The following is an 18,321-nucleotide window of genomic DNA, read 5'->3' as shown; positions in this document are numbered from 1 at the left end:
AAATTTTATTGGCGTTTCTTCGGTTCGAGGGGGCGCGGAACATTGGATATCTCCTGTTCTGTGATCTGCTCTCAACCTAGTCGCTCTTGACCCCGGCACGCGAGTCAGCAATATCTACAATGTGTAAGCTGAGGTAACAGTTTGGATTGGCGCGACATCCCTTCGCTCTCGGCGCTCCGCGCGTTTGAGGCGGCAGCTCGGTTGGAAAGTTATTCAGCCGCGGCGCAGAGCCTGAACGTTACCCATGCGGCGATCGCGCAGCATGTGCGCGCGCTTGAGACCCATTTCGACCAGTCGCTCATGGACCGGGAAGGCCGCCGGATGGTGCCGACGCATGCCGGTCGCCGTTTGGCCAATGACTTGGCGAATGGCTTTGCCGAGATTGCAGCAGGGGTCAGGACCCTGACGGAAGCACGGGGTGATGGCCCGATTTCGCTGACCACGACGCAGACATTTGCTGAGAACTGGCTCATGCCACGTCTATCGGGGTTTTGGTCAGGCTGCCCGGATATTCCACTGACGATCCATCCTGACGATCGGCTGCAGGATCTGCGCCGGGCCGGGCATCATCTGAGCATCCGCTATGGGCGTGGCGTGTGGCCGGGCGTCGAGGCGCGATTTCTAACCTCGGCGAACACGGCGGTCGTCGCGCATCCTGCCCTGGCCGCGCAATTGCCCGAAGATTATGCCGCGACGGCGCCAGGCGCGGCGCAGATGTTGACCACGCTGCCCTGGGTGATCGACGAGGGGTATGGAGAGTTCTCGTCATGGTTGTCCGCGCAGGGATTGAACCAAGACGATCTGACGGGCACGCGGCTGGCGGGCAATACCCTGGTGCTGGCGGCCTGTCGCGCGGGCGCAGGGGTCAGCATGCAACCCCATGCGGTGATTGAGCGGGACGTGGAAGAGGGGCGGTTGGTGCTGCTTTTGGAGCAATGCGATGCCGAGCTCGGCTATTATCTTATTCGCTCGCCTGGTCCGGTCCCGGCACGGGTGAAGGTGTTCACTGATTGGCTGATCACCTGCGCGGCGGAGTGCTAGCGGAAGAAGCAGGTCAGGCCCGACCAGAGAAAAGCGACTTGATCCCCGCTGTCATCCAGCAAGCCAAAAACCCCGGCAGTTTGAAACTCGGTACCGAGCGATGTTTCGGTGAAGACGGCGGCGGGGATATCTGACCGAAGCGTGCCGATAGCGAGACCGGTGTTTGTAACGAGGGGTCCGCCGGCGTCGGTGGCGACCCATCCCCGGAAATCACCGTCTTGGAAGTTGAGCACCAGCCCATCCGCCCACTGTGCGGCGGTCACCGGCCCAGCGCCGCAGTTCCCTTGAGTCGCGACCTCTATCAACGCGCCCCCCTGTAACCGGTCGACGGTCTCAATCACGCCCGCCTGCGCCCGACCAAAATCGATGCGCAGATCGGTGCCCGCGGGCTGGATACCGCCTGCGTCCAAGGTAAAGGGGATAGGTGCGAGTGAGGTCGGCTCAACCGGTGGTTCGGCCGATACGCAACCCGTCAGAAGGAGTGCAACCACAAGCGCGCGACGCATCAGCGTGGGGAGCGTTTCGCCAAGATACGTTGGAGTGTCCGCCGGTGCATATTCAGTCGCCGCGCCGTCTCGGAAACGTTGCGGTCACAGAGTTCATAGACCCGCTGGATATGCTCCCACCGGACCCTGTCAGCCGACATTGGGTTTTCCGGCGGCGGCGGCATTTCTTCCTCGGCGGCCAGAAGCGCGGCGGTGATGTCATTGGCGTCTGCGGGTTTTGAGAGATAGTCCGTTGCCCCGATTTTAACTGCGGCAACGGCGGTCGCAATCGCGCCATAGCCTGTTAGGACTACAATCCGGCTATCGGGGCGTTTTTCGCGTAAGGTCTCGACCACGTCGAGGCCGTTGCCATCTTCCAGGCGCAGATCGATTACGGCATAGGCGGGCGGGCGGGCAGTGGCAATTGCGGTGCCTGCAGCAACTGAGCCAGCGGCCTCCACCTCGAAACCACGTTTCTCCATGGCGCGCTGCAGTCGTCGCAGAAACGGCTCGTCGTCATCCACGAGAAGCAGGGATTTATCTGGCCCGATATCACGTAGCGTCCGTTCCTGGAACATGCGCCATCCTCCGGTTCTGCAACAATTCAGCCTTCTTAGACTTAGTTACAGGGAGAGGTCAATTTTGACCGTTGCGATATGGCCGTGGAGTTTCCCCGGTTCCAAGCGAGGTAATGGTTCAGGAACAACCAAATCTGGGAGATACCGACTTATGGCCTGTACGCCCTCGCACCTATGCGATCTGAAGCATCGCGCTGAACAGGGTCTCGATCCCGGTTTTCTCGTCAAGGACGCGTGTCAGATGTCGTTGTGTCACGGCCACTAAGAGGCGATCGTTTTGCAGGTTCATATTCTTGGATTTCCCTCCCATATCCGATCTCGAAACGCTTATTGTGGCGGCCAAATCCATGGGACAAACCGACCCAATCCTGACATGTCAAACGACGGCCGATATGGCGATTAAAGGGGACCGATAAGATGAGTGGCGTGTCGCGCGAAATCAGAATACGGCCCTATGAAAAGGCCGACTGGCCAAGGCTCTGCGAGATCCATGATGCCGCCCGGCTTGACGAATTACGGCTTAGCGTCGGTGAGGACGCGTTCCTAAGCTTGGAAGACACTTATGAGAATGAAGGGTTGTTTGATGACAAGCTGTCTGTCGCCGAGATGGAGGGGGTCGTTCGAGGGTTTGTTGCGTTTGGCGAAGATGAGCTGACTTGGCTGTATGTTGAACCGTCATTTTATCGGCGCGGTCTTGGGCGGGCCTTGGTTCAGCATGCTGCGGCCAATGCGCCGGGCGAGATGCAAATCGATCTTTTAGAGGGCAATGCCCCCGCCCTCAAACTCTATGAATCCGAGGGGTTCGCGGTAGATAAGCGGGTTGAGGGACAGCTCATAGGAAATGAAGGTTTTGCGGCACGCGGTCTGACGTTGAAACGCAAAGTAGGCGGCACCTCAGAAGGCTGACAGAGTAGGAGTAGACTCTGTCAGACCACTTGCAGGCATTGATGATCGGTCGCCGAAGCGGCTCTATGAAGCCGCCTCGACAAAACACGCGACTTGATCCGCCATTTGCGCCGGTGACAGTTCCCGGCGGAAGAACTCCACGAACCCATGTTCTGGGAACACCAGATAGGTGAAGGTGGAGTGGTCGACCAAATAGAATTCATCGTCGGTATCGTGAATCCGGTAGTATGTCCGATAAGCTTGGCTGGCGGCATGGGTTTGCTCCGGGCTGCCGGTTAGACCCACCATGTCGGGGTGGATATTGGCGGCAAAGGCTTCGACCACCTCGGGCGTGTCTCGGCCCGGATCGACGGAGATGAAGACCGGCGTCACCGATTGGCCGCGTTCGGCCAAGATATCCACGGCCTCGGCATTGCGCACGGTGTCGAGTGGGCAGACATCGGGGCAGAAGGTGTAGCCAAAATAGAGCAAGGCCGGTTCGGTGATCACGTCCGTATCCGTCACGGTTTCACCAGCGGCATTGACCAGTTCGAACGGCCCGCCGATCGAGCCCGCACCGCCCGCAATCTGTGTGGTACGGCATTGACCAAACGGGTCGGCATCGGCGGTTTGGCGCCCTTGACCCATATAGATCGTGACCGCGATGGCGGTCAGCATTGCAACAATCAGCGCGACAGCGCTTATCGCATAGACTCGCGTCATTCTAACCTCCCAGTTAATCGCGTCCCGTTGATCACTTAGTTCCGACCGACTATCAATTCACGACCCTGTACCTGTGACAGAAAGCCCCTCCCGCCGATGGCCTCTCTCCCCGATCCGTCCATAAATCTTCTGACCCGCGATGCGCGGAGCGATTGGGTGCGGCTAAGAACGCTCTTGGTCCTGCGCTGGTTGGCGATTTTGGGGCAGACCGTGACGGTTGTGATTGTCAGCCTCTATCTCGGGCTCAGGGTCGAGTTGGGGCTGTGTTTCCTGGCGATTGGGGCGAGCGTGATCTCCAACCTGATCGCAATGACGATTTTCCCAGAGAATCAGAGGCTTAGTGACCGAGACGCGATGCTGACGCTGCTCTTCGATTTGACGCAGTTGTCGTTTCTGTTGTTCCTGACGGGCGGGCTGCACAACCCGTTCGCGCTGCTGATCTTGGCACCGGTGACCATCTCGGCTACGGCGCTGACCCTGCGCTCAACCCTGTTTCTGGGCGGGGTCGCAATCGTGATGATTTCGCTTTTGGCCTATTTTTACATCCCGCTTCGCTCGGCTGAGGGAGTCATATTAGAGCTACCAGCCCTGTTTGTGCTCGGGTTCTGGTTGGCGATCGTGATCGGGATCATCTTTTTGTCGGCCTATGCCCGCCGGGTGACGCGCGAGACCCACTCGATGAGCCAGGCTTTGTTGGCAACACAGATGGCGTTGGCGCGTGAACAGAAACTGACCGATCTGGGCGGCGTGGTTGCGGCGGCAGCCCATGAGTTGGGCACACCTTTGGCGACGATCAAACTGGTTTCGACCGAATTGGCCGAAGAACTGTCGGATCGCCCGGAATTGCGTGAGGATGCCATATTGATCCGTGATCAGGCGGATCGGTGTCGCGACATCCTGCGGTCCATGGGCCAGGTCGGGAAAGACGATCTACATATGCGCAGTGCGCCCCTCGGGGCGGTGGTCCGCGAAGCGGCAGAACCCCACGAAGATCGCGGCATTGCGATACACTACGACTTCGAGGCAGGGGCCGATGCGCCAAGCGGGCAGCCGATCATCCGACGCAAGCCCGAGATTATTCATGGCCTGCGCAACTTGGTGCAAAACGCGGTTGATTTCGCGGATGGTCAGGTTTGGATCGAAGGTCAGTGGGGTGACGGTCTCATCAGTTTGAAGATGACCGATGATGGCGATGGATTTCCCTCCGATCTCTTGGGCCGCTTGGGGGATCCGTTTTTGCGCCGCCGGTCGCGGCCAGCAATCGATCCCCGACCTGGATATGAAGGTATGGGCCTTGGCTTGTTTATCGCAAAGACGCTGCTTGAGCGGTCTGGCGCGACTGTCGAGTTCCTAAATGCCTCCGATCCGTTCTTGTCGGTTGAAGACAAAGGCGAGAAGCGCGGCGCCATAGTTCGCGTGACCTGGCCGCATGAGGCGATTGGTCTGCTGGCGGACGAAGCCAGCGCACCGCTTGGCGAGAACCAGCCAATTTCTGTTTAACGGATCATTAAGGCTTCTGCCGTTTGGTGGTCCGTGGCACGGCTCTCCGCAAAAGGTTAAAGATGTATTTTTTCGAACCCTATATGGTTGTGATGCTGATCGGTGTTGGCATCTTGGCGGCGTCTTTGGCGCTGATTCTCAACCAGTGGGTGTTTCGCGGTCGCACCCGGCGTAGTCCTCATATGGTCTTGGGCGCACTTGATACGCCGCGAAGCTACGTTTTCCACGATGGCTATCTGGTGTCAGAACATGATGAGGACGAATACTTCATCGCCGATCCGTCCGACCGGGCGCGGGCCTGGGCGGGTCTGGTCGAGGGCCTGAAGCCGCTTAACCCGGATATTGCGACCTCGATGCGGGCGCTGGCGGACCGTCGGGAGGGGTTCCTGCTGATCGCTCAAGTCGGCAGTGATGCGCTTTCCGTTTCCGGGCGAGCCCAGGGCGAAGTTGTGACCGTTACGGTATCCAGCGTCGAAGAAAGCAGGGCTCGCCATGCGATACACAAGGACAGCCTAGACGGGTTCCACGACGAAATGCAGGGCTTGCGCGCGGCGGTGGATTTTTTGCCAGTGCCGATGTGGCGCGAACGCAGCGATGGGCAGATCACCTGGGCCAATGGCGCCTATTATCGACTGCTCGAGCGGGCCAATGACATCGATGGCCCGCTGGTGTGGCCGATCCGTAGGTTGTTTGCCGAGCAGTTGGACCCCTTGCCAGACCCTGGCGCGTTTCGCCGTTGTCAGTTGATCATGCATGACCAGGAGGAGCCAAGTTGGTTTGACGTCTCGATGACAGATCAGGGCGAGAACACGCTCTTCGCCGCACGGCCTATTGATCAGCTGGTCGCGGCTGAGACGAATCTGCGGAACTTCGTTCAGACACTTTCCAAAACCTTTGCTCATCTGCCGATTGGTCTGGCGATCTTCAATAAGAAGCGCGAGTTGGTCTTGTTTAACCCGGCGCTTTTGACGCTTTCGACCCTCGATCCAGAATGGCTGTCATCGCGGCCAAGCCTGTTTTCGTTCCTTGATCAACTGCGTGAACGGCAACGCATGCCCGAGCCCAAGGACTACAAAGCGTGGCGGGCAAGTTTGTCGGAACTGGAGCAGGCGGCGCAGGACGGCAGCTATCAAGAGTTATGGACGTTGCCGACGGGGCAAACCTATCGGGTCATCGGCAAGCCGCACCCCGATGGTGCGGTTGCGTTCATGTTCGAAGATATCAGTTCTGAAGTATCTCTGACGCGGCAGTTTCGGTCCGATCTGGAGCTCTACCAATGGGTCTTGGACGAAAGTGATGGCGCGCTTGCGGTGTTCTCCAAGGACGGTCGATTGATCCTCAGCAATGCTGCTTATGCCGAGCTTTGGGGCGTAGATCCGCGCGAGATGCTCAGCACTATGAGCTTGGTCGAGGCAACCCGGACTTGGCAGAGGCTGGCAAACCCGTCGCCGGTCTGGGGCGACATACGTGCCTTCGCGGGACAGGAGGCTGAACGGGCCGCCTGGTCTGACGATGTGACATTGGCGGATGGGCGGATGCTCGAATGCCGCGTTGCACCCTTGAAAGGTGGCTCGATGGTTGTGACCTTTCAGCCGGTCTCTAGGGCGACGGAGTTGGTTGATGTCACACAACGGACCTTGGCTGTCGCCGACTAGGCCAAAGGCTTTTTCAGCAGAGGTAAGTGTTGCGGGCGGCGAGGCCATGGCTAAACTCTGTCGTCATGTCCGAGCTTCCCCTCCGTTCGATGGATTGTCCGCCTGCGCTGCTACAGCGGGTCAGTTCCAGCCCCGCTGCAACCGCTGCGCTTGCGGCGCGTATGGCGCCGGAACTGGAGGCAGGTGACACGGTCCTCCTGAGCGGTGACCTGGGCAGCGGCAAGACCCATTTTGCACGCGCACTTATTCAGGCACGTTTGTCGGCATTCGACGCCGTCGAAGATGTGCCATCCCCAAGTTTCACGCTGGTTCAGACCTATCATGCGGGCGATCTGGAGATCTGGCATTGCGATCTATATCGGCTCAGCGGGCCGGACGAGGTGCTTGAACTGGGCTTAGATGACGCTTTGAGCGAGGCGGTGTGCTTAATCGAATGGCCCGAGCGATTGAATGGCCTCCGGCCTCGAGACGCAGTGTGGTTGACCTTCTCAGCGGACCCGGATGCCGCTGAAGCTCGGCGTATCACCTTGCATGCAGCGGAAATGACACCGTTGGCTGAGCAGCTGATGTGCCATTTGGAGGCCCTATGACTCCATCGCTGAACGCGTTTCTGGCACGGGAGGGTTGGGCCCAAGCGACGCGGACGCCTCTGGCAGGTGATGCGTCGGCCCGGCGATATCTCCGGTTGCACGATAGAGCGCGCGACAGGCGCGCGGTCGTGATGTTGGCCCCGCCAGAAGATCGCACCAGCTTCGAGGCGTTCGGGGCGATCGCGCGATATCTGACCGATCAAGGCCTTTCCGCACCAGAGATTTGGGCCGCAGATCCCGAGTCCGGGCTGATGCTGATCGAAGATTTGGGCGACGACCTCATGGCCCGAAAAGTGGCCGAAAACCCGAGCACAGCGACCGCGCTTTATACCGCGGCGTGTGATCTGACGACGCATTTGGCCGGGCTCACACCTCCCCCGGCTTTGGTGACGCTCACGCCGCATCGCATGGTGGAGATGATCGATATCACCTTCGAGAGCCTGGAACCCGTTGATGATACAGAAACCTTGCGCGACCGATTGGCGGCGGCACTTTTGTCTGCTTTCGGGGCCTATTTGACCGGCTACGAAACACTGATTTTGCGGGATTATCACGCGGAGAACCTGATATGGCTGCCCGATCGCGCTGGATTGGCTCGTGTCGGGCTGTTGGATTTCCAAGACGCGGTTTTCGGCCCTGTGGGCTATGATCTGATCTCGCTTTTGGATGATGCCCGCCGGGATGTGCCAGAGGCGCTGAAGCGGCAGTTGATCCAGAGGCAGGCGACAGATTTGGAGCTTGAGCCAGACCGGTTCATGCTCACCTGCGCCATCCTCTCGGTACAGCGGAACTTGCGGATATTGGGCGTCTTTTCCAGGCTGGCCAGAACCGAGGGGAAGACCATGTATCTGCGCCATATCCCGCGCGTGGCAGGGCATATTCGGCGGGCCGTCGATCATCCAGAGCTGGCGGATCTCCGCGCGCCGGTTATTCAGCTTCTGGACCATTGGGCGGCGCCTGCATGACCCCGAAAGCTTGCATGATCCTGGCCGCCGGGTTCGGCACCCGGATGGGTGCGCTGACGGCGGAGCGGCCAAAGCCGTTGATCGAAGTCGCCGGGCGCCGCTTGATCGACCATGCGTTGGATCTCGCCCGCTCGGCTGGCGCAGGGCCGATCGTGGTGAATGGGCATTACCAGGCCGAACAGATCGCGGCGCATTTGGCGGATCTTCCAGATGTTCAGTTTCTTCACGAGACCCCGGATATTCTGGACTCCGGTGGCGGTGTTCGGAACGCGTTGCCGGTTTTGGGAGAAAACCCGTTTTGGACACTGAATTCCGACGCGGTTTGGCGAGGGAGCAACCCACTTGGCCTCTTGGCGGAGGCTTGGACACCGCGCAAGATGGGCGGTTTGATGTTGCTGGTCCCCCCTGAGCGAGCGGTTGGTCGTCAAGGTGGGGGTGATTTTCGTCTGCTGGAGAGTGGCCAATTGACACCGGATAAGACGGGCCAGGTCTGGACTGGTGCGCAGATACTCGACCCGGCAGTGTTTCAAGATACGCCTGAAGGTCCGTTCTCGATGTGGGTGATTTGGCGCAATCTGATGGCGGACCGGCGGCTCTACGGCCTAGTCTATCCAGGGTTTTGGGCCGATGTTGGGCATCCGACCGGAATCGTGCTGGCTGAAGAAATGTTAGGCCAAACCGATGATGTTTGAGCCGAGCGCGGGGCCGCGGGTTTTTGCGACCCCGTTGGGAGTCGATTTCACATCGGCCTTGATCGAGGGGGTGGAAGCCCGGCTCGAAAGGCAGCCACCAGAGGCGCTCGCGCGGGTTGAGATTTATGTCAACACGGCCCGGATGCAGCGTCGCCTGACCGCCCAATTTGCTGAGCGTCAGGCGAGTTTTTTGCCACGCATTCGCCCAGTGACCGATCTCGCCGCGCGTCCCGACATGGCCGGTTTGCCGCCCGCGATGTCCCCCCTGCGCCTGAGGCTGCAATTGAGCCAGCTGATCGCCAAATTGCTGGACCAGCGCCCTGATCTGGCCCCCCGTGCCGCGCTTTATCCACTGGCGGATAGCCTCGCCGATTTGATGGGGGAGATGCAGGAGGAACGGGTGACACCCGAGGCCGTGCAGCGCCTGGACGTGGCCGAGCACGCGCAACATTGGCAGCGCAGCCAGGCGTTTTTGTCAATCGTGGCACCGTTTTTCGCGGGCGAAGACAGCCTGACGGTCGAAGCCCGTCATTCCGCCCTGGTCGACCGGCTGGCAAAAGCGTGGCAAAGCGTACCACCGACACATCCGATCATCGTTGCAGGCTCTACAGGGTCGCGCGGGGCGACTGCGCGCTTCATGCGGGCCGTTGCCGCACTTCCGCAAGGGGCAGTGGTGCTGCCAGGGTTGGACGGTGACATGCCGGAGGAGGTTTGGGCCGGATTGCTACATGGTCGTGCTGTTGGCTTGGGGGGCGAAGATCACCCGCAGTTCCGGCTTGGGAAGTTTGCCGAACGCCTCGGATTGGCGCCCAAAGCGATCCCCGAATGGAGTGGAACCCCGCGCGCTCATCCGCGCCGGAACCGCTTGATCTCTCTGGCGTTGCGGCCAGCGCCTGTCACCGATCAATGGCGTGAGGAGGGGCCGAAACTGGGGAATCTGTCCCCCGCTGTCGCCGATATGAGTTTGATCGAGGCGCCGACGCCGCAAGCCGAAGCCGCCGCCATTGCGCTTCGGTTGCGGAAGGCGGCGGAAACAGGGCAGCGCGCGGCGTTGATCAGCCCCGATCGTACGCTGACCCGGCAGGTGACGGCGGCTCTGGATCGGTGGGGTATCCTGCCCGATGACAGTGCCGGGCAACCTTTGTCTTTGACCGCGGCGGGACGGCTCTTGCGCCATGTCGTAGAGCTGTTGAGTGCGCGCCCGACCGCAGAGGCGCTGTTGGTGCTGCTGAAACATCCGCTGACGCATTCGGCGCGCGAAGATCGCGGCGCGCATCTGCTGCGGTCGCGGGATTTGGAATTGCAAATCTTAAGAGGCGGTGGCCCCTATCCGGAACCTGGCGATCTTCTGGATTGGGCGGCCAAACGGGAAACGGATTCCGGCGCGGTCGCATGGGCCAGTTGGGTCTCCGACCTCCTGCTCTCTTCGCGGGAGGCGGAGTCGGTTTCGCTCGCGGATCATGTCGCGCGGCATCTGACATTGGCTGAGGCCCTGGCTGCGGGGCCCGGTGCGGATGGCGCGGGGAACCTTTGGGCGCGGGAAGATGGGCAGGCGGTTCAGCGTCTGATGCAAGCTGTGGTGGCAGATGCGGATGCGGGGGGGATGTTGAGCCCGTCCGAGTATCGCGATCTGATCGGCGCGGTTCTGGACGATGCAGAGGCGCGCAACCCGGTCCGCCCCCATGCGCGGATCATGATTTGGGGGGCGTTGGAGGCGCGGGTTCAGGGCGCTGATCTGTTGATTTTAGCGGGGTTGAACGAAGGTGTTTGGCCAGCCGCGCCCGGGGCCGACCCATGGCTGAACCGGGCGATGCGGGCCGAGGCCGGGCTGCGCCTGCCGGATCGGCAGATCGGCCTCTCGGCTCATGATTTTCAGCAAGCGGTGGCAGCCCGCGAGGTTTGGCTCAGCCGGGCGAAACGAGATGCGGAAACCGAAACGGTGCCATCGCGTTGGGTGAACCGATTGGTGAACCTGATGGAGGGGACCGGGCCCGAGGCGCGCGCGGCCCTGGCGGAAATGCGGGCGCGGGGCCAGGATTGGCTGGCCATGGCTGAGGCATTGGGCGCACCCGAAACGCCGGTGCCGCCCGCGCCACGGCCATCGCCGAGGCCGCCGGTAACGGCCAGGCCAAACCGCCTCTCAGTGACCCAAATCGAGAAACTGGTGCGCGATCCTTATGCAATCTACGCGCAGAAGGTTCTGCGGTTGAGGCCACTGGACCCACTGAGGCAAGCGCCCGACGCACGGCTGCGCGGTACGGCGCTGCATGCGATGCTGCGCAGTTTCGTGGAGATCACACGCGATGGGTTGCCAGCGGATGCGGAGGCGCTTTTCACGCGGCTTGCCGAAGCGGCGCTTCGCCAAGAGGTGCCCTGGCCCGTGGCGCGACGCCTTTGGCAAGCGCGTCTGACGCGGGCTGCACCGTGGTTCGTCGCGAGTGAGCGGGCGCGGCGTGCGTTTGCAACGCCGCATCGATTGGAGTTCTCGGCAGAGCTTCTTATAAAAGATAAGTCGTTTACGCTAACCGGGACAGCGGACCGATTGGATCTGACGCCCGAGGGCGCGCTCGCGATTTATGACTATAAGACCGGGGCTGTTCCGTCTGCCGATCAGGAACGGTTCTTCAACAAACAGCTTTGGCTTGAGGCGATGATGGCGCGCGGCGGTGCCTTCGGAGAGGTCACGGATGTGGCCCGGATCGCCTATATTGGGCTTGGCAACGGCGGAACCGTGTTGAGCCATGATGCGACGCCAGACGAGATCGATCAGATCGCTGCGGAGTTCGAGACGCTTCTGGCACATTATGCAGACGCGGCGAATGGCTACACATCGCGCCGCGCGATGGCCGAACTGCGCTATGCAGGCGACTACGATCATCTGGCCCGATACGGGGAGTGGGATGAGACAACCGCGCCAACAGCAGAGGAGGTGGGGGCATGACCCTCAACGACGCCTCGCGCGCGCAGGTGATCGCCGCCGATCCGGGGCAATCCACTTGGCTCTCGGCCAATGCGGGCAGTGGCAAGACTCGTGTGCTGACCGACCGAGTAGCGCGACTTCTTTTAGAAGAAGTGCCGCCGGAGCGGATCCTCTGCCTGACCTATACCAAAGCCGCCGCGTCGGAGATGCAGAACAGGCTGTTCCGCCGATTGGGCGAGTGGGCCATGAAACCAGATGGTGCGTTGGCGACCGCCCTTGCGACCTTGGGTTTGGAGGCCGAGCGGATTACGCCCGAGCTTCTATCCCGCGCGCGGACGCTTTTTGCGCGTGCGATTGAGACGCCTGGTGGGCTGAAGATCCAGACGATCCATTCGTTCTGCGGCGGGGTGCTGCGGCGCTTTCCGTTGGAGGCAGGAGTTTCGCCGGGCTTCACGGAAATGGATGAGCGGGCGCAGCTTCTTTTGGCGAATGATGTGCTTGATATGTTGGCCGATGGGGAGGACGTTCCGTCTATCGATGGAGTCGCCGCGTATCTCTCGGGCGATGACATGGCCGGGCTTGTCCGCGCGCTTCTGGCTCATCGCGATGAGGTGGAACCGCAACGTGAGCGGGAGGCGATTTTCGATTGGTTTGGGATCAATCCCGATCTGAGTGACGCGGATATTTTGAGCCAAGCCTTTCTCGGCGGCGAGCAAGTCCTGTGCGACCGCCTCGTACCGCTCCTAGACCCTGAGAGCCGTAATTTGGGCAAGAGCCACCGCATCTTGTCTGGGTTCAACTGGGCGTCTCCTGGGTTGGAGGATTTGGCGCAGATTGAAGAGGTCTTCCTGAGCGGACCGACCACGAAGACGCCGGATGCGGCCAAGATCGGCACATTTGGTAATGCCGCAATTCGCACGGCGATGGGGGCGGATCTGGCGCCGCTGGAGGCGTTCATGTTGCGGCTCGAGGCGGCGCGACCGTTACGTCGGGCGTTGCAAACGGCGCGCAAGACCGACGCCCTGCACCGCTTCGCGGCGGCGTTTCTGCCCGCCTATGACACGGCGAAACAGGCGCGGGGCTGGCTCGATTTCGATGATCTGATCCGGCATACGCGGTCGCTTTTGATGGCGCCGGGTGTGGCGCAATGGGTTCTGTTCCGCCTGGATGGTGGGATCGACCATATCCTCGTGGATGAGGCGCAGGATACGGCGCCCGCGCAATGGCAGATCATCGCAAAACTGGCCGAAGAGTTCGCGAGTGGCGAGGGTGCACGGGCCGAAACGTCGCGGACGATCTTTGTGGTCGGGGACAAGAAGCAGTCGATCTATTCGTTCCAAGGGGCGGACCCGTCTGGATTTGATCGGATGCGCGATCATTTTGCCGAGAGATTGGCGCAGATTGAGGCGCCGTTTCAATCGCGGGAGTTGATCTATTCTTTCCGGTCTGCGGAACCGATCCTGGCTCTGGTCGATCATGTGGCAGGTGGGTTGGGAGCGGCCGGTGTGGGTCCGGATGTCACCCATACGGCGTTCAAATCGGCATTGCCTGGGCGGGTGGATGTCTGGCCGCACATCCCGAAATCCGAAAAACTTGAGCCATCGAACTGGGAGAACCCCGTCGATCTTCTAGAAGAAGACCATCACCATGTACGGCTTGCTCGACGTGTCGCCACCGCGATCAAGGAGATGCTGGATGGCAAGGTGACTATCGAGGTGGAGGAGGCAGGGCGGCCCACGCGTCGGGCAGTGCGCGCGGGGGATATCCTGATCCTGGTGCAGCGGCGCTCGGACCTGTTTCACGAGATGATCGCTGCGATCAAAGGGGCCGGCCTGCCGATCGCGGGGGCGGACCGGATGCGTGTTGCGGCGGAGCTGGCCGTCAAAGATCTCGTGGCGTTGATGGCATTTTTGGCGACACCGGAGGATGATCTGTCGCTGGCGGCGGTGTTGCGATCGCCGATCTTGGGCTGGTCGGAAGCGGAGCTTTTCGACTTGGCCCATGGACGGGAGGGGTTTTTGTGGCGGGCCTTGCAAAGCCGCGCCGCTGAGTTCGCCGAAACGGTGGCTATGCTGGAAGATCTCCGCGATCACACAGATTTTCTGCGCCCTTACGATTTGTTGGAACGGGTTCTGATCCGCCATGACGCCCGGCGCAGGCTTTTGGCACGCTTGGGGCAGGAGGCAGAGGACGGCATCGACGCGATGTTGGGTCAGGCGCTGGCCTATGAGCGGATGGAAGTGCCGAGTCTGACCGGGTTTGTCGGCTGGTTGCAGGCCGATGACGTCACCATCAAGCGCGATCCCGGAAGTGCGGGCAATCAGATCCGGGTGATGTCAATCCATGGGGCGAAAGGGCTGGAAGCGCCGATTGTAATCTTGCCCGATTGTGCGCAGCGCCGCGCCGGGAACCGGGGTGTGACCCTGCTGGAACCCGCGGGCGGGCCATTGGTCTGGCCGATGCCGAAAGCGGATGCGCCGACGCTCCTACGCCCTGCGTTCGAGGCGGCCACAGCAGCAGAGGCGGAGGAGCGGAACCGGCTGCTTTATGTGGCGATGACCCGAGCGGAGAGTTGGTTGATCGTTGCGGCAGCGGGCACCTTGGGGCGGAATGCGGACCAGAGTTGGTATGGGATGATTCGCGAAAGCGCTGAGGCATTGGGGGCTGAACCCTGCGCGATGTTTGGTGAGACGGGTTTACGATTGGAAAGCGGAGATTGGTCGGCTCCGGGGGAGTTCGCGCCGATGGTTCAAGCCGAAGTGCCAGCTGTACCGGCTTGGGCTTTGATGCCCGCAGTAGATGATGGAAGGATGGTTCCCGCCCGCAGCCCATCTGATCTGGGCGGGGCGAAGGCGCTGGCCTCTGATGCAGGTGGGCTTGAGGAAGAGGCCGCCCTGCGGCGAGGGCGGCTGATCCATCTGCTGCTGGAACACCTGCCAGGCGTGCCGGAGCCGGGATGGATAGCCGCGGCACCGGGGATTTTGGCGCTGGAGGACGAAGTCGCCGAGGTCGAGGCGACAGCATTGCTGGAGGAAGCGGTGCGGGTCCTGACCGATCCGAGCTTGTCGGATGTGTTTGCGCCGGAGGCGTTGGCGGAGGTGCCTTTGACGGCTTGGAGCGAGACACTCTCCGCGCAGGTGCTCGGCGTGATCGACCGGCTGATCATCACAGACGACCGGGTGCTGGCGGTCGATTTCAAATCCAATGCGTCGGTGCCAGTCGGCGCAGATGAGGTTCCGGAAGGATTGCTGCGCCAGATGGGGGCCTATGCCGAGATGTTGGCGCTCTTGTACCCGGCCCGCAGAATCGAGACGGCGATTTTGTGGACCCGGACAGCGACCTTGATGCCTTTGCCTCACGCTTCTGTCATGGCAGCGTTGCAAAGGGCGGCCACTGCTTGACCTCAGGCGGACGCGTCCATACCTTCAGCGTCCAAGCACAATTTCCGCGCCTTTGAGGAGAGCGACCTATGAGCACCGTTCCCGTCACCGATGACACGTTTGACGCCGAAGTTCGGCAATCTCCGATCCCCGTTGTGGTGGATTTCTGGGCCGAATGGTGCGGCCCTTGCAAACAGATTGGCCCGGCTCTGGAGGAGCTTTCCGTCGACTACGGTGGCAGGGTCAAGATCGTGAAGGTGAATGTGGATCAAAATCCCAGCTCGCCGATGGAGTTGGGTGTGCGCGGCATTCCGGCGCTGTTCATGTTCAAAGACGGTGAAGTTGTGTCGAACAAAGTCGGCGCGGCTCCGAAAGCGGCGCTTCAGAAATGGATTGAAGAGTCGATCTGAGACAGGCTGCGATCCTATTTCGATATGGGTGTCTGGGGCGCAACTATGCGCCCCTTTCGTTTTCAGCCGGTCAGTAGCGGTTTGAAAGCGCGACCTCAGTGCCATCGGCTAAGACAATCGTTGTGGCATAGATCTCGATCGGCCCGTCGTCATCCACCACGCCGATCACGGTGACTCTGTCGCCCACGGCGGCTGGGATGGGGTTTGGCCCAACATAGACTGGCACCGCGCCAGTCGCGTCCCGCAGCAAGAACTCATCGTCATCTGTGATCCGGTCGACCGTGCCGAGCAGCGTAACTGCTTGCCCAGGTGCGAGGTTTGCGATGGGATCGACCATAGCCGTCACAGAATCGGCTCTGGCGGATTGGCCCGTGGCGAATGGCGCTGCCGCAAATAGGGTGACGACTGCCGCGACAACAATCAGACGTCGCACTCCATATAGCATTTTAGTCGAGCGCGATGAGCAAGAGAACAATAGCGCCCCCAATAGCCGCAAGATACGCCCAACGCGGCAGGCTGGTGGTGATTTCGGTCGTCAACCAGGCTTGCCATGTTTGGTCAGGTTTCGGGTCGGGCTTCGGCGTATTTGACATGTGATGCCTCCGATTTGGGACCTGAACGAGATATGGGCCCGTTGATGCGACCTTCAAATGGGTCTGTGCCGGTGCAGCGATAGAATGTACCAATGCCTGTTGCGAAGAAAAAGGGCGCCCAAAGGCGCCCTCCTCTTTGCGTTATCCGGCGAGATCACGTGTTGACGAAATCCGGGTAGGCTTCCATGCCAAGCTCGGAGACGTCCAGGCCGTTGATCTCGTCTTCCTCGCTTGGGCGCAGGCCAATTGTCGCCTTCAGTGCATAGAAGACAATGAACGAGGTGATGAAGACGAAGGCGATGATCGCCACGATCCCCATGATCTGTGCGCCAAGGGTCGCCTCCCCATGGTAGCCGCCGGTTAGGACCACGGCGAGCGTGCCCCAGATGCCGGCGAAGAAGTGCACCGGGATGGCACCGACCACGTCATCGATTTTGATCTTATCGAGCAGCGGGACAGTGAAGACCACGATCAGACCGCCGATCGCCCCAATGATCAGCGAGAGGAAGAGCGACGGGGCCAGCGGCTCGGCAGTGATCGACACCAGACCGGCCAGCGCGCCGTTCAAGACCATCGTCAGGTCGGCTTTGCCATAGATGAGCTGGGTCAGGATCAGAGCCGCGACGGCACCGGCAGCAGCTGCCATATTGGTGTTGGCGAAGATCCGAGACACATCGGCTACATCGCCCACGGTGCCCATGGCCAGTTGCGAGCCGCCATTGAAGCCGAACCAACCCAGCCACAGGATGAAGGTACCAAGCGTCGCGAGCGCCAGGTTGGAGCCCGGCATCGGATTCACTTTTCCGTCCTTGCCATACTTGCCGATCCGTGGTCCCAGCACGATGGCCCCGGCCAAAGCCGCAGCGCCGCCTGCGGCATGCACCAGCGTCGAGCCAGCGAAATCGGAGAAGCCCGCTTCGGCCAACCAGCCGCCGCCCCACTGCCAGGAGGCTTCGATCGGGTAGATGAAGCCGGTCAGCACAACCACGAAGATCAGGAAGGGCCAGAGCTTGATGCGCTCAGCCAGCGTGCCCGAGACGATCGAGGCCGTGGTGGCGCAGAACATCAACTGGAAGAAGAAGTCCGAGCCAACCGAGGCATAGTCAAGCGAGGTATCCGCCGGGGCAACGCCCACGGGTTCGAGCGAAGTGATCGCGAAGAACGGGCCGAGCCAGCCTTCGATCACCCAATCGGCGGGATACATGATGCCGAAACCGACGAGCCAATACATGATCGCCGCGATGGAAAAGAGGGAGATGTTCTTGGTCAACTGCATGGTGACGTTCTTTGAGCGCACCAAACCGGCCTCGAGCATCGCAAAGCCCGCGGCCATCCAGAAGACGAGGAAGCCCCCGACCAAAAACAGCAGCGTGGTCAGAATGTAAGACGTGTGGGCCGCGGCTTCTACGCCGGCCTCTTGCGCCAGGCCCACCGACGGCAGCGCGGCGGCGGTTGCCACGGCGGCCAGTGGGAAAAGATACTTGGTTTTCATGAGTGTCATGTCCTTTTGTCGAAAGGGCCGCGCGTCAAAGCGCGTCGTCATTGGTCTCGCCGGTCCGCACGCGCACGGCGGAGTTCACGTCGAGGACGAAGATTTTGCCGTCGCCGATCTTGTCGGTTTTGGCGGTGGTCTGGATGGTTTCGACCACCTGATCGGCCATTGAGGCCGCGACGACGATTTCCAGCTTCACTTTCGGCACGAAATTCACGGCATATTCGGCGCCGCGATAGATCTCTGTGTGGCCGGATTGCGAGCCGAAGCCCTTAATCTCGGTCACCATCATGCCGCGCACACCGATGGCGGTCAGGGCTTCGCGGACCTCCTCCAGCTTGAACGGCTTGATTGCTGCGATGATGAGTTTCACGTTGATACCCTTCCGGTTGTTGTCTGTCCCCCAGAGGAA

17 protein-coding genes are annotated in these 18,321 nt (G+C 60.9%); 10 read left to right on the top strand and 7 right to left on the bottom strand.

The features are described from left to right. Positions 1–141 precede the first annotated feature (141 nt). Positions 142–1,041, top strand: coding sequence for a LysR family transcriptional regulator (locus tag GTF44_RS16000; protein WP_171560028.1), 900 nt, complete (start codon positions 142–144; stop codon positions 1,039–1,041). On the opposite strand, the gene GTF44_RS15995 is transcribed toward GTF44_RS16000, so the two are convergent. After that, on the bottom strand, positions 1,038–1,547 hold the full coding sequence (locus GTF44_RS15995) for a hypothetical protein (protein WP_171560030.1): 510 nt from the start codon (positions 1,545–1,547) through the stop codon (positions 1,038–1,040). The genes GTF44_RS16000 and GTF44_RS15995 overlap by 4 nt on opposite strands. Beyond that, a complete protein-coding gene (locus tag GTF44_RS15990; protein ID WP_171560031.1) occupies positions 1,547–2,104 on the bottom strand; it encodes an ActR/PrrA/RegA family redox response regulator transcription factor in 558 nt (185 codons plus the stop codon). Before GTF44_RS15990 ends, GTF44_RS15995 begins: the two co-directional genes overlap by 1 nt. Before the next feature lie 417 nt (positions 2,105–2,521). Here GTF44_RS15990 and GTF44_RS15985 point away from each other — a divergent pair, with 417 nt between their 5' ends. Then, positions 2,522–3,010 carry a GNAT family N-acetyltransferase gene (locus GTF44_RS15985; RefSeq protein WP_171560033.1) on the top strand — a complete coding sequence of 163 codons (489 nt, stop codon included), beginning with the start codon at positions 2,522–2,524 and terminating at the stop codon, positions 3,008–3,010. A 63-nt stretch (positions 3,011–3,073) separates the two neighbouring features. On the opposite strand, the gene GTF44_RS15980 is transcribed toward GTF44_RS15985, so the two are convergent. Beyond that, the gene (locus GTF44_RS15980) at positions 3,074–3,712 is read right to left on the bottom strand and encodes an SCO family protein (protein WP_171560035.1); all 639 of its coding nucleotides are present in this window, start codon (positions 3,710–3,712) and stop codon (positions 3,074–3,076) included. Between the two features lie 96 nt (positions 3,713–3,808). Between GTF44_RS15980 and regB the strand changes: the two genes are divergently transcribed. The 8 genes from regB to trxA all read left to right on the top strand — a co-directional run bounded on the left by regB (position 3,809) and on the right by trxA (position 15,824). After that, positions 3,809–5,212 (top strand): sensor histidine kinase RegB, encoded by a 1,404-nt coding sequence (gene regB, locus GTF44_RS15975; RefSeq protein ID WP_171560037.1) that lies wholly within the window; start codon positions 3,809–3,811, stop codon positions 5,210–5,212. A 62-nt stretch (positions 5,213–5,274) separates the two neighbouring features. After that, positions 5,275–6,867 carry a PAS-domain containing protein gene (locus GTF44_RS15970; RefSeq protein WP_171560038.1) on the top strand — a complete coding sequence of 531 codons (1,593 nt, stop codon included), beginning with the start codon at positions 5,275–5,277 and terminating at the stop codon, positions 6,865–6,867. Between the two features lie 89 nt (positions 6,868–6,956). Next, positions 6,957–7,457 carry a tRNA (adenosine(37)-N6)-threonylcarbamoyltransferase complex ATPase subunit type 1 TsaE gene (gene tsaE / locus GTF44_RS15965; RefSeq protein ID WP_171560533.1) on the top strand — a complete coding sequence of 167 codons (501 nt, stop codon included), beginning with the start codon at positions 6,957–6,959 and terminating at the stop codon, positions 7,455–7,457. Next, positions 7,454–8,422 (top strand): aminoglycoside phosphotransferase family protein, encoded by a 969-nt coding sequence (locus GTF44_RS15960; RefSeq protein WP_171560040.1) that lies wholly within the window; start codon positions 7,454–7,456, stop codon positions 8,420–8,422. The genes tsaE and GTF44_RS15960 overlap by 4 nt, the downstream gene beginning before the upstream one ends. Next, the gene (locus GTF44_RS15955) at positions 8,419–9,114 is read left to right on the top strand and encodes a nucleotidyltransferase family protein (RefSeq protein ID WP_253261225.1); all 696 of its coding nucleotides are present in this window, start codon (positions 8,419–8,421) and stop codon (positions 9,112–9,114) included. Before GTF44_RS15960 ends, GTF44_RS15955 begins: the two co-directional genes overlap by 4 nt. Continuing rightward, positions 9,104–12,055, top strand: coding sequence for a double-strand break repair protein AddB (gene addB / locus GTF44_RS15950; protein WP_367383383.1), 2,952 nt, complete (start codon positions 9,104–9,106; stop codon positions 12,053–12,055). The genes GTF44_RS15955 and addB overlap by 11 nt, the downstream gene beginning before the upstream one ends. Further along, positions 12,052–15,435 carry a double-strand break repair helicase AddA gene (gene addA, locus GTF44_RS15945; protein ID WP_171560042.1) on the top strand — a complete coding sequence of 1,128 codons (3,384 nt, stop codon included), beginning with the start codon at positions 12,052–12,054 and terminating at the stop codon, positions 15,433–15,435. Before addB ends, addA begins: the two co-directional genes overlap by 4 nt. Before the next feature lie 68 nt (positions 15,436–15,503). Then, on the top strand, positions 15,504–15,824 hold the full coding sequence (gene trxA / locus GTF44_RS15940) for a thioredoxin (RefSeq protein ID WP_145214202.1): 321 nt from the start codon (positions 15,504–15,506) through the stop codon (positions 15,822–15,824). Between the two features lie 70 nt (positions 15,825–15,894). On the opposite strand, the gene GTF44_RS15935 is transcribed toward trxA, so the two are convergent. The 4 genes from GTF44_RS15935 to GTF44_RS15920 form a co-directional block, all read right to left on the bottom strand. Further along, positions 15,895–16,257 (bottom strand): NirD/YgiW/YdeI family stress tolerance protein, encoded by a 363-nt coding sequence (locus tag GTF44_RS15935; protein WP_367383382.1) that lies wholly within the window; start codon positions 16,255–16,257, stop codon positions 15,895–15,897. 13 nt (positions 16,258–16,270) lie between these two features. Beyond that, positions 16,271–16,417, bottom strand: a complete 147-nt coding sequence (locus tag GTF44_RS15930) for a hypothetical protein (protein WP_171560047.1) — start codon at positions 16,415–16,417, stop codon at positions 16,271–16,273. A gap of 154 nt (positions 16,418–16,571) precedes the next feature. Continuing rightward, complete coding sequence (locus GTF44_RS15925; protein ID WP_171560048.1) at positions 16,572–17,918, bottom strand: ammonium transporter; 1,347 nt, start codon at positions 17,916–17,918, stop codon at positions 16,572–16,574. 25 nt (positions 17,919–17,943) lie between these two features. Next, positions 17,944–18,282 (bottom strand): P-II family nitrogen regulator, encoded by a 339-nt coding sequence (locus tag GTF44_RS15920; protein WP_171560050.1) that lies wholly within the window; start codon positions 18,280–18,282, stop codon positions 17,944–17,946. Positions 18,283–18,321: the final 39 nt, after the last annotated feature.

Source organism: Roseobacter sp. HKCCD6576-2, assembly GCF_013179285.1.
GTDB lineage: Bacteria > Pseudomonadota > Alphaproteobacteria > Rhodobacterales > Rhodobacteraceae > Rhodophyticola > Rhodophyticola oceani.
The sequence above is the reverse complement of the archived record's forward strand: the minus strand, read 5'-3'. Positions and strand labels throughout refer to the sequence as shown.

Coding starts and splice junctions, on each gene's coding strand:
- GTF44_RS15990 (WP_171560031.1), bottom strand. CDS start 2,104: ATGTTCCAGGAACGGACGCTACGTGATATCGGGCCAGATAAATCCCTG.
- regB (WP_171560037.1), top strand. CDS start 3,809: ATGGCCTCTCTCCCCGATCCGTCCATAAATCTTCTGACCCGCGATGCG.
- GTF44_RS15930 (WP_171560047.1), bottom strand. CDS start 16,417: ATGTCAAATACGCCGAAGCCCGACCCGAAACCTGACCAAACATGGCAA.
- tsaE (WP_171560533.1), top strand. CDS start 6,957: ATGGATTGTCCGCCTGCGCTGCTACAGCGGGTCAGTTCCAGCCCCGCT.
- trxA (WP_145214202.1), top strand. CDS start 15,504: ATGAGCACCGTTCCCGTCACCGATGACACGTTTGACGCCGAAGTTCGG.
- GTF44_RS15985 (WP_171560033.1), top strand. CDS start 2,522: ATGAGTGGCGTGTCGCGCGAAATCAGAATACGGCCCTATGAAAAGGCC.
- GTF44_RS15960 (WP_171560040.1), top strand. CDS start 7,454: ATGACTCCATCGCTGAACGCGTTTCTGGCACGGGAGGGTTGGGCCCAA.
- addB (WP_367383383.1), top strand. CDS start 9,104: ATGATGTTTGAGCCGAGCGCGGGGCCGCGGGTTTTTGCGACCCCGTTG.
- GTF44_RS15995 (WP_171560030.1), bottom strand. CDS start 1,547: ATGCGTCGCGCGCTTGTGGTTGCACTCCTTCTGACGGGTTGCGTATCG.
- addA (WP_171560042.1), top strand. CDS start 12,052: ATGACCCTCAACGACGCCTCGCGCGCGCAGGTGATCGCCGCCGATCCG.
- GTF44_RS15925 (WP_171560048.1), bottom strand. CDS start 17,918: ATGACACTCATGAAAACCAAGTATCTTTTCCCACTGGCCGCCGTGGCA.
- GTF44_RS15955 (WP_253261225.1), top strand. CDS start 8,419: ATGACCCCGAAAGCTTGCATGATCCTGGCCGCCGGGTTCGGCACCCGG.
- GTF44_RS15980 (WP_171560035.1), bottom strand. CDS start 3,712: ATGACGCGAGTCTATGCGATAAGCGCTGTCGCGCTGATTGTTGCAATG.
- GTF44_RS15970 (WP_171560038.1), top strand. CDS start 5,275: ATGTATTTTTTCGAACCCTATATGGTTGTGATGCTGATCGGTGTTGGC.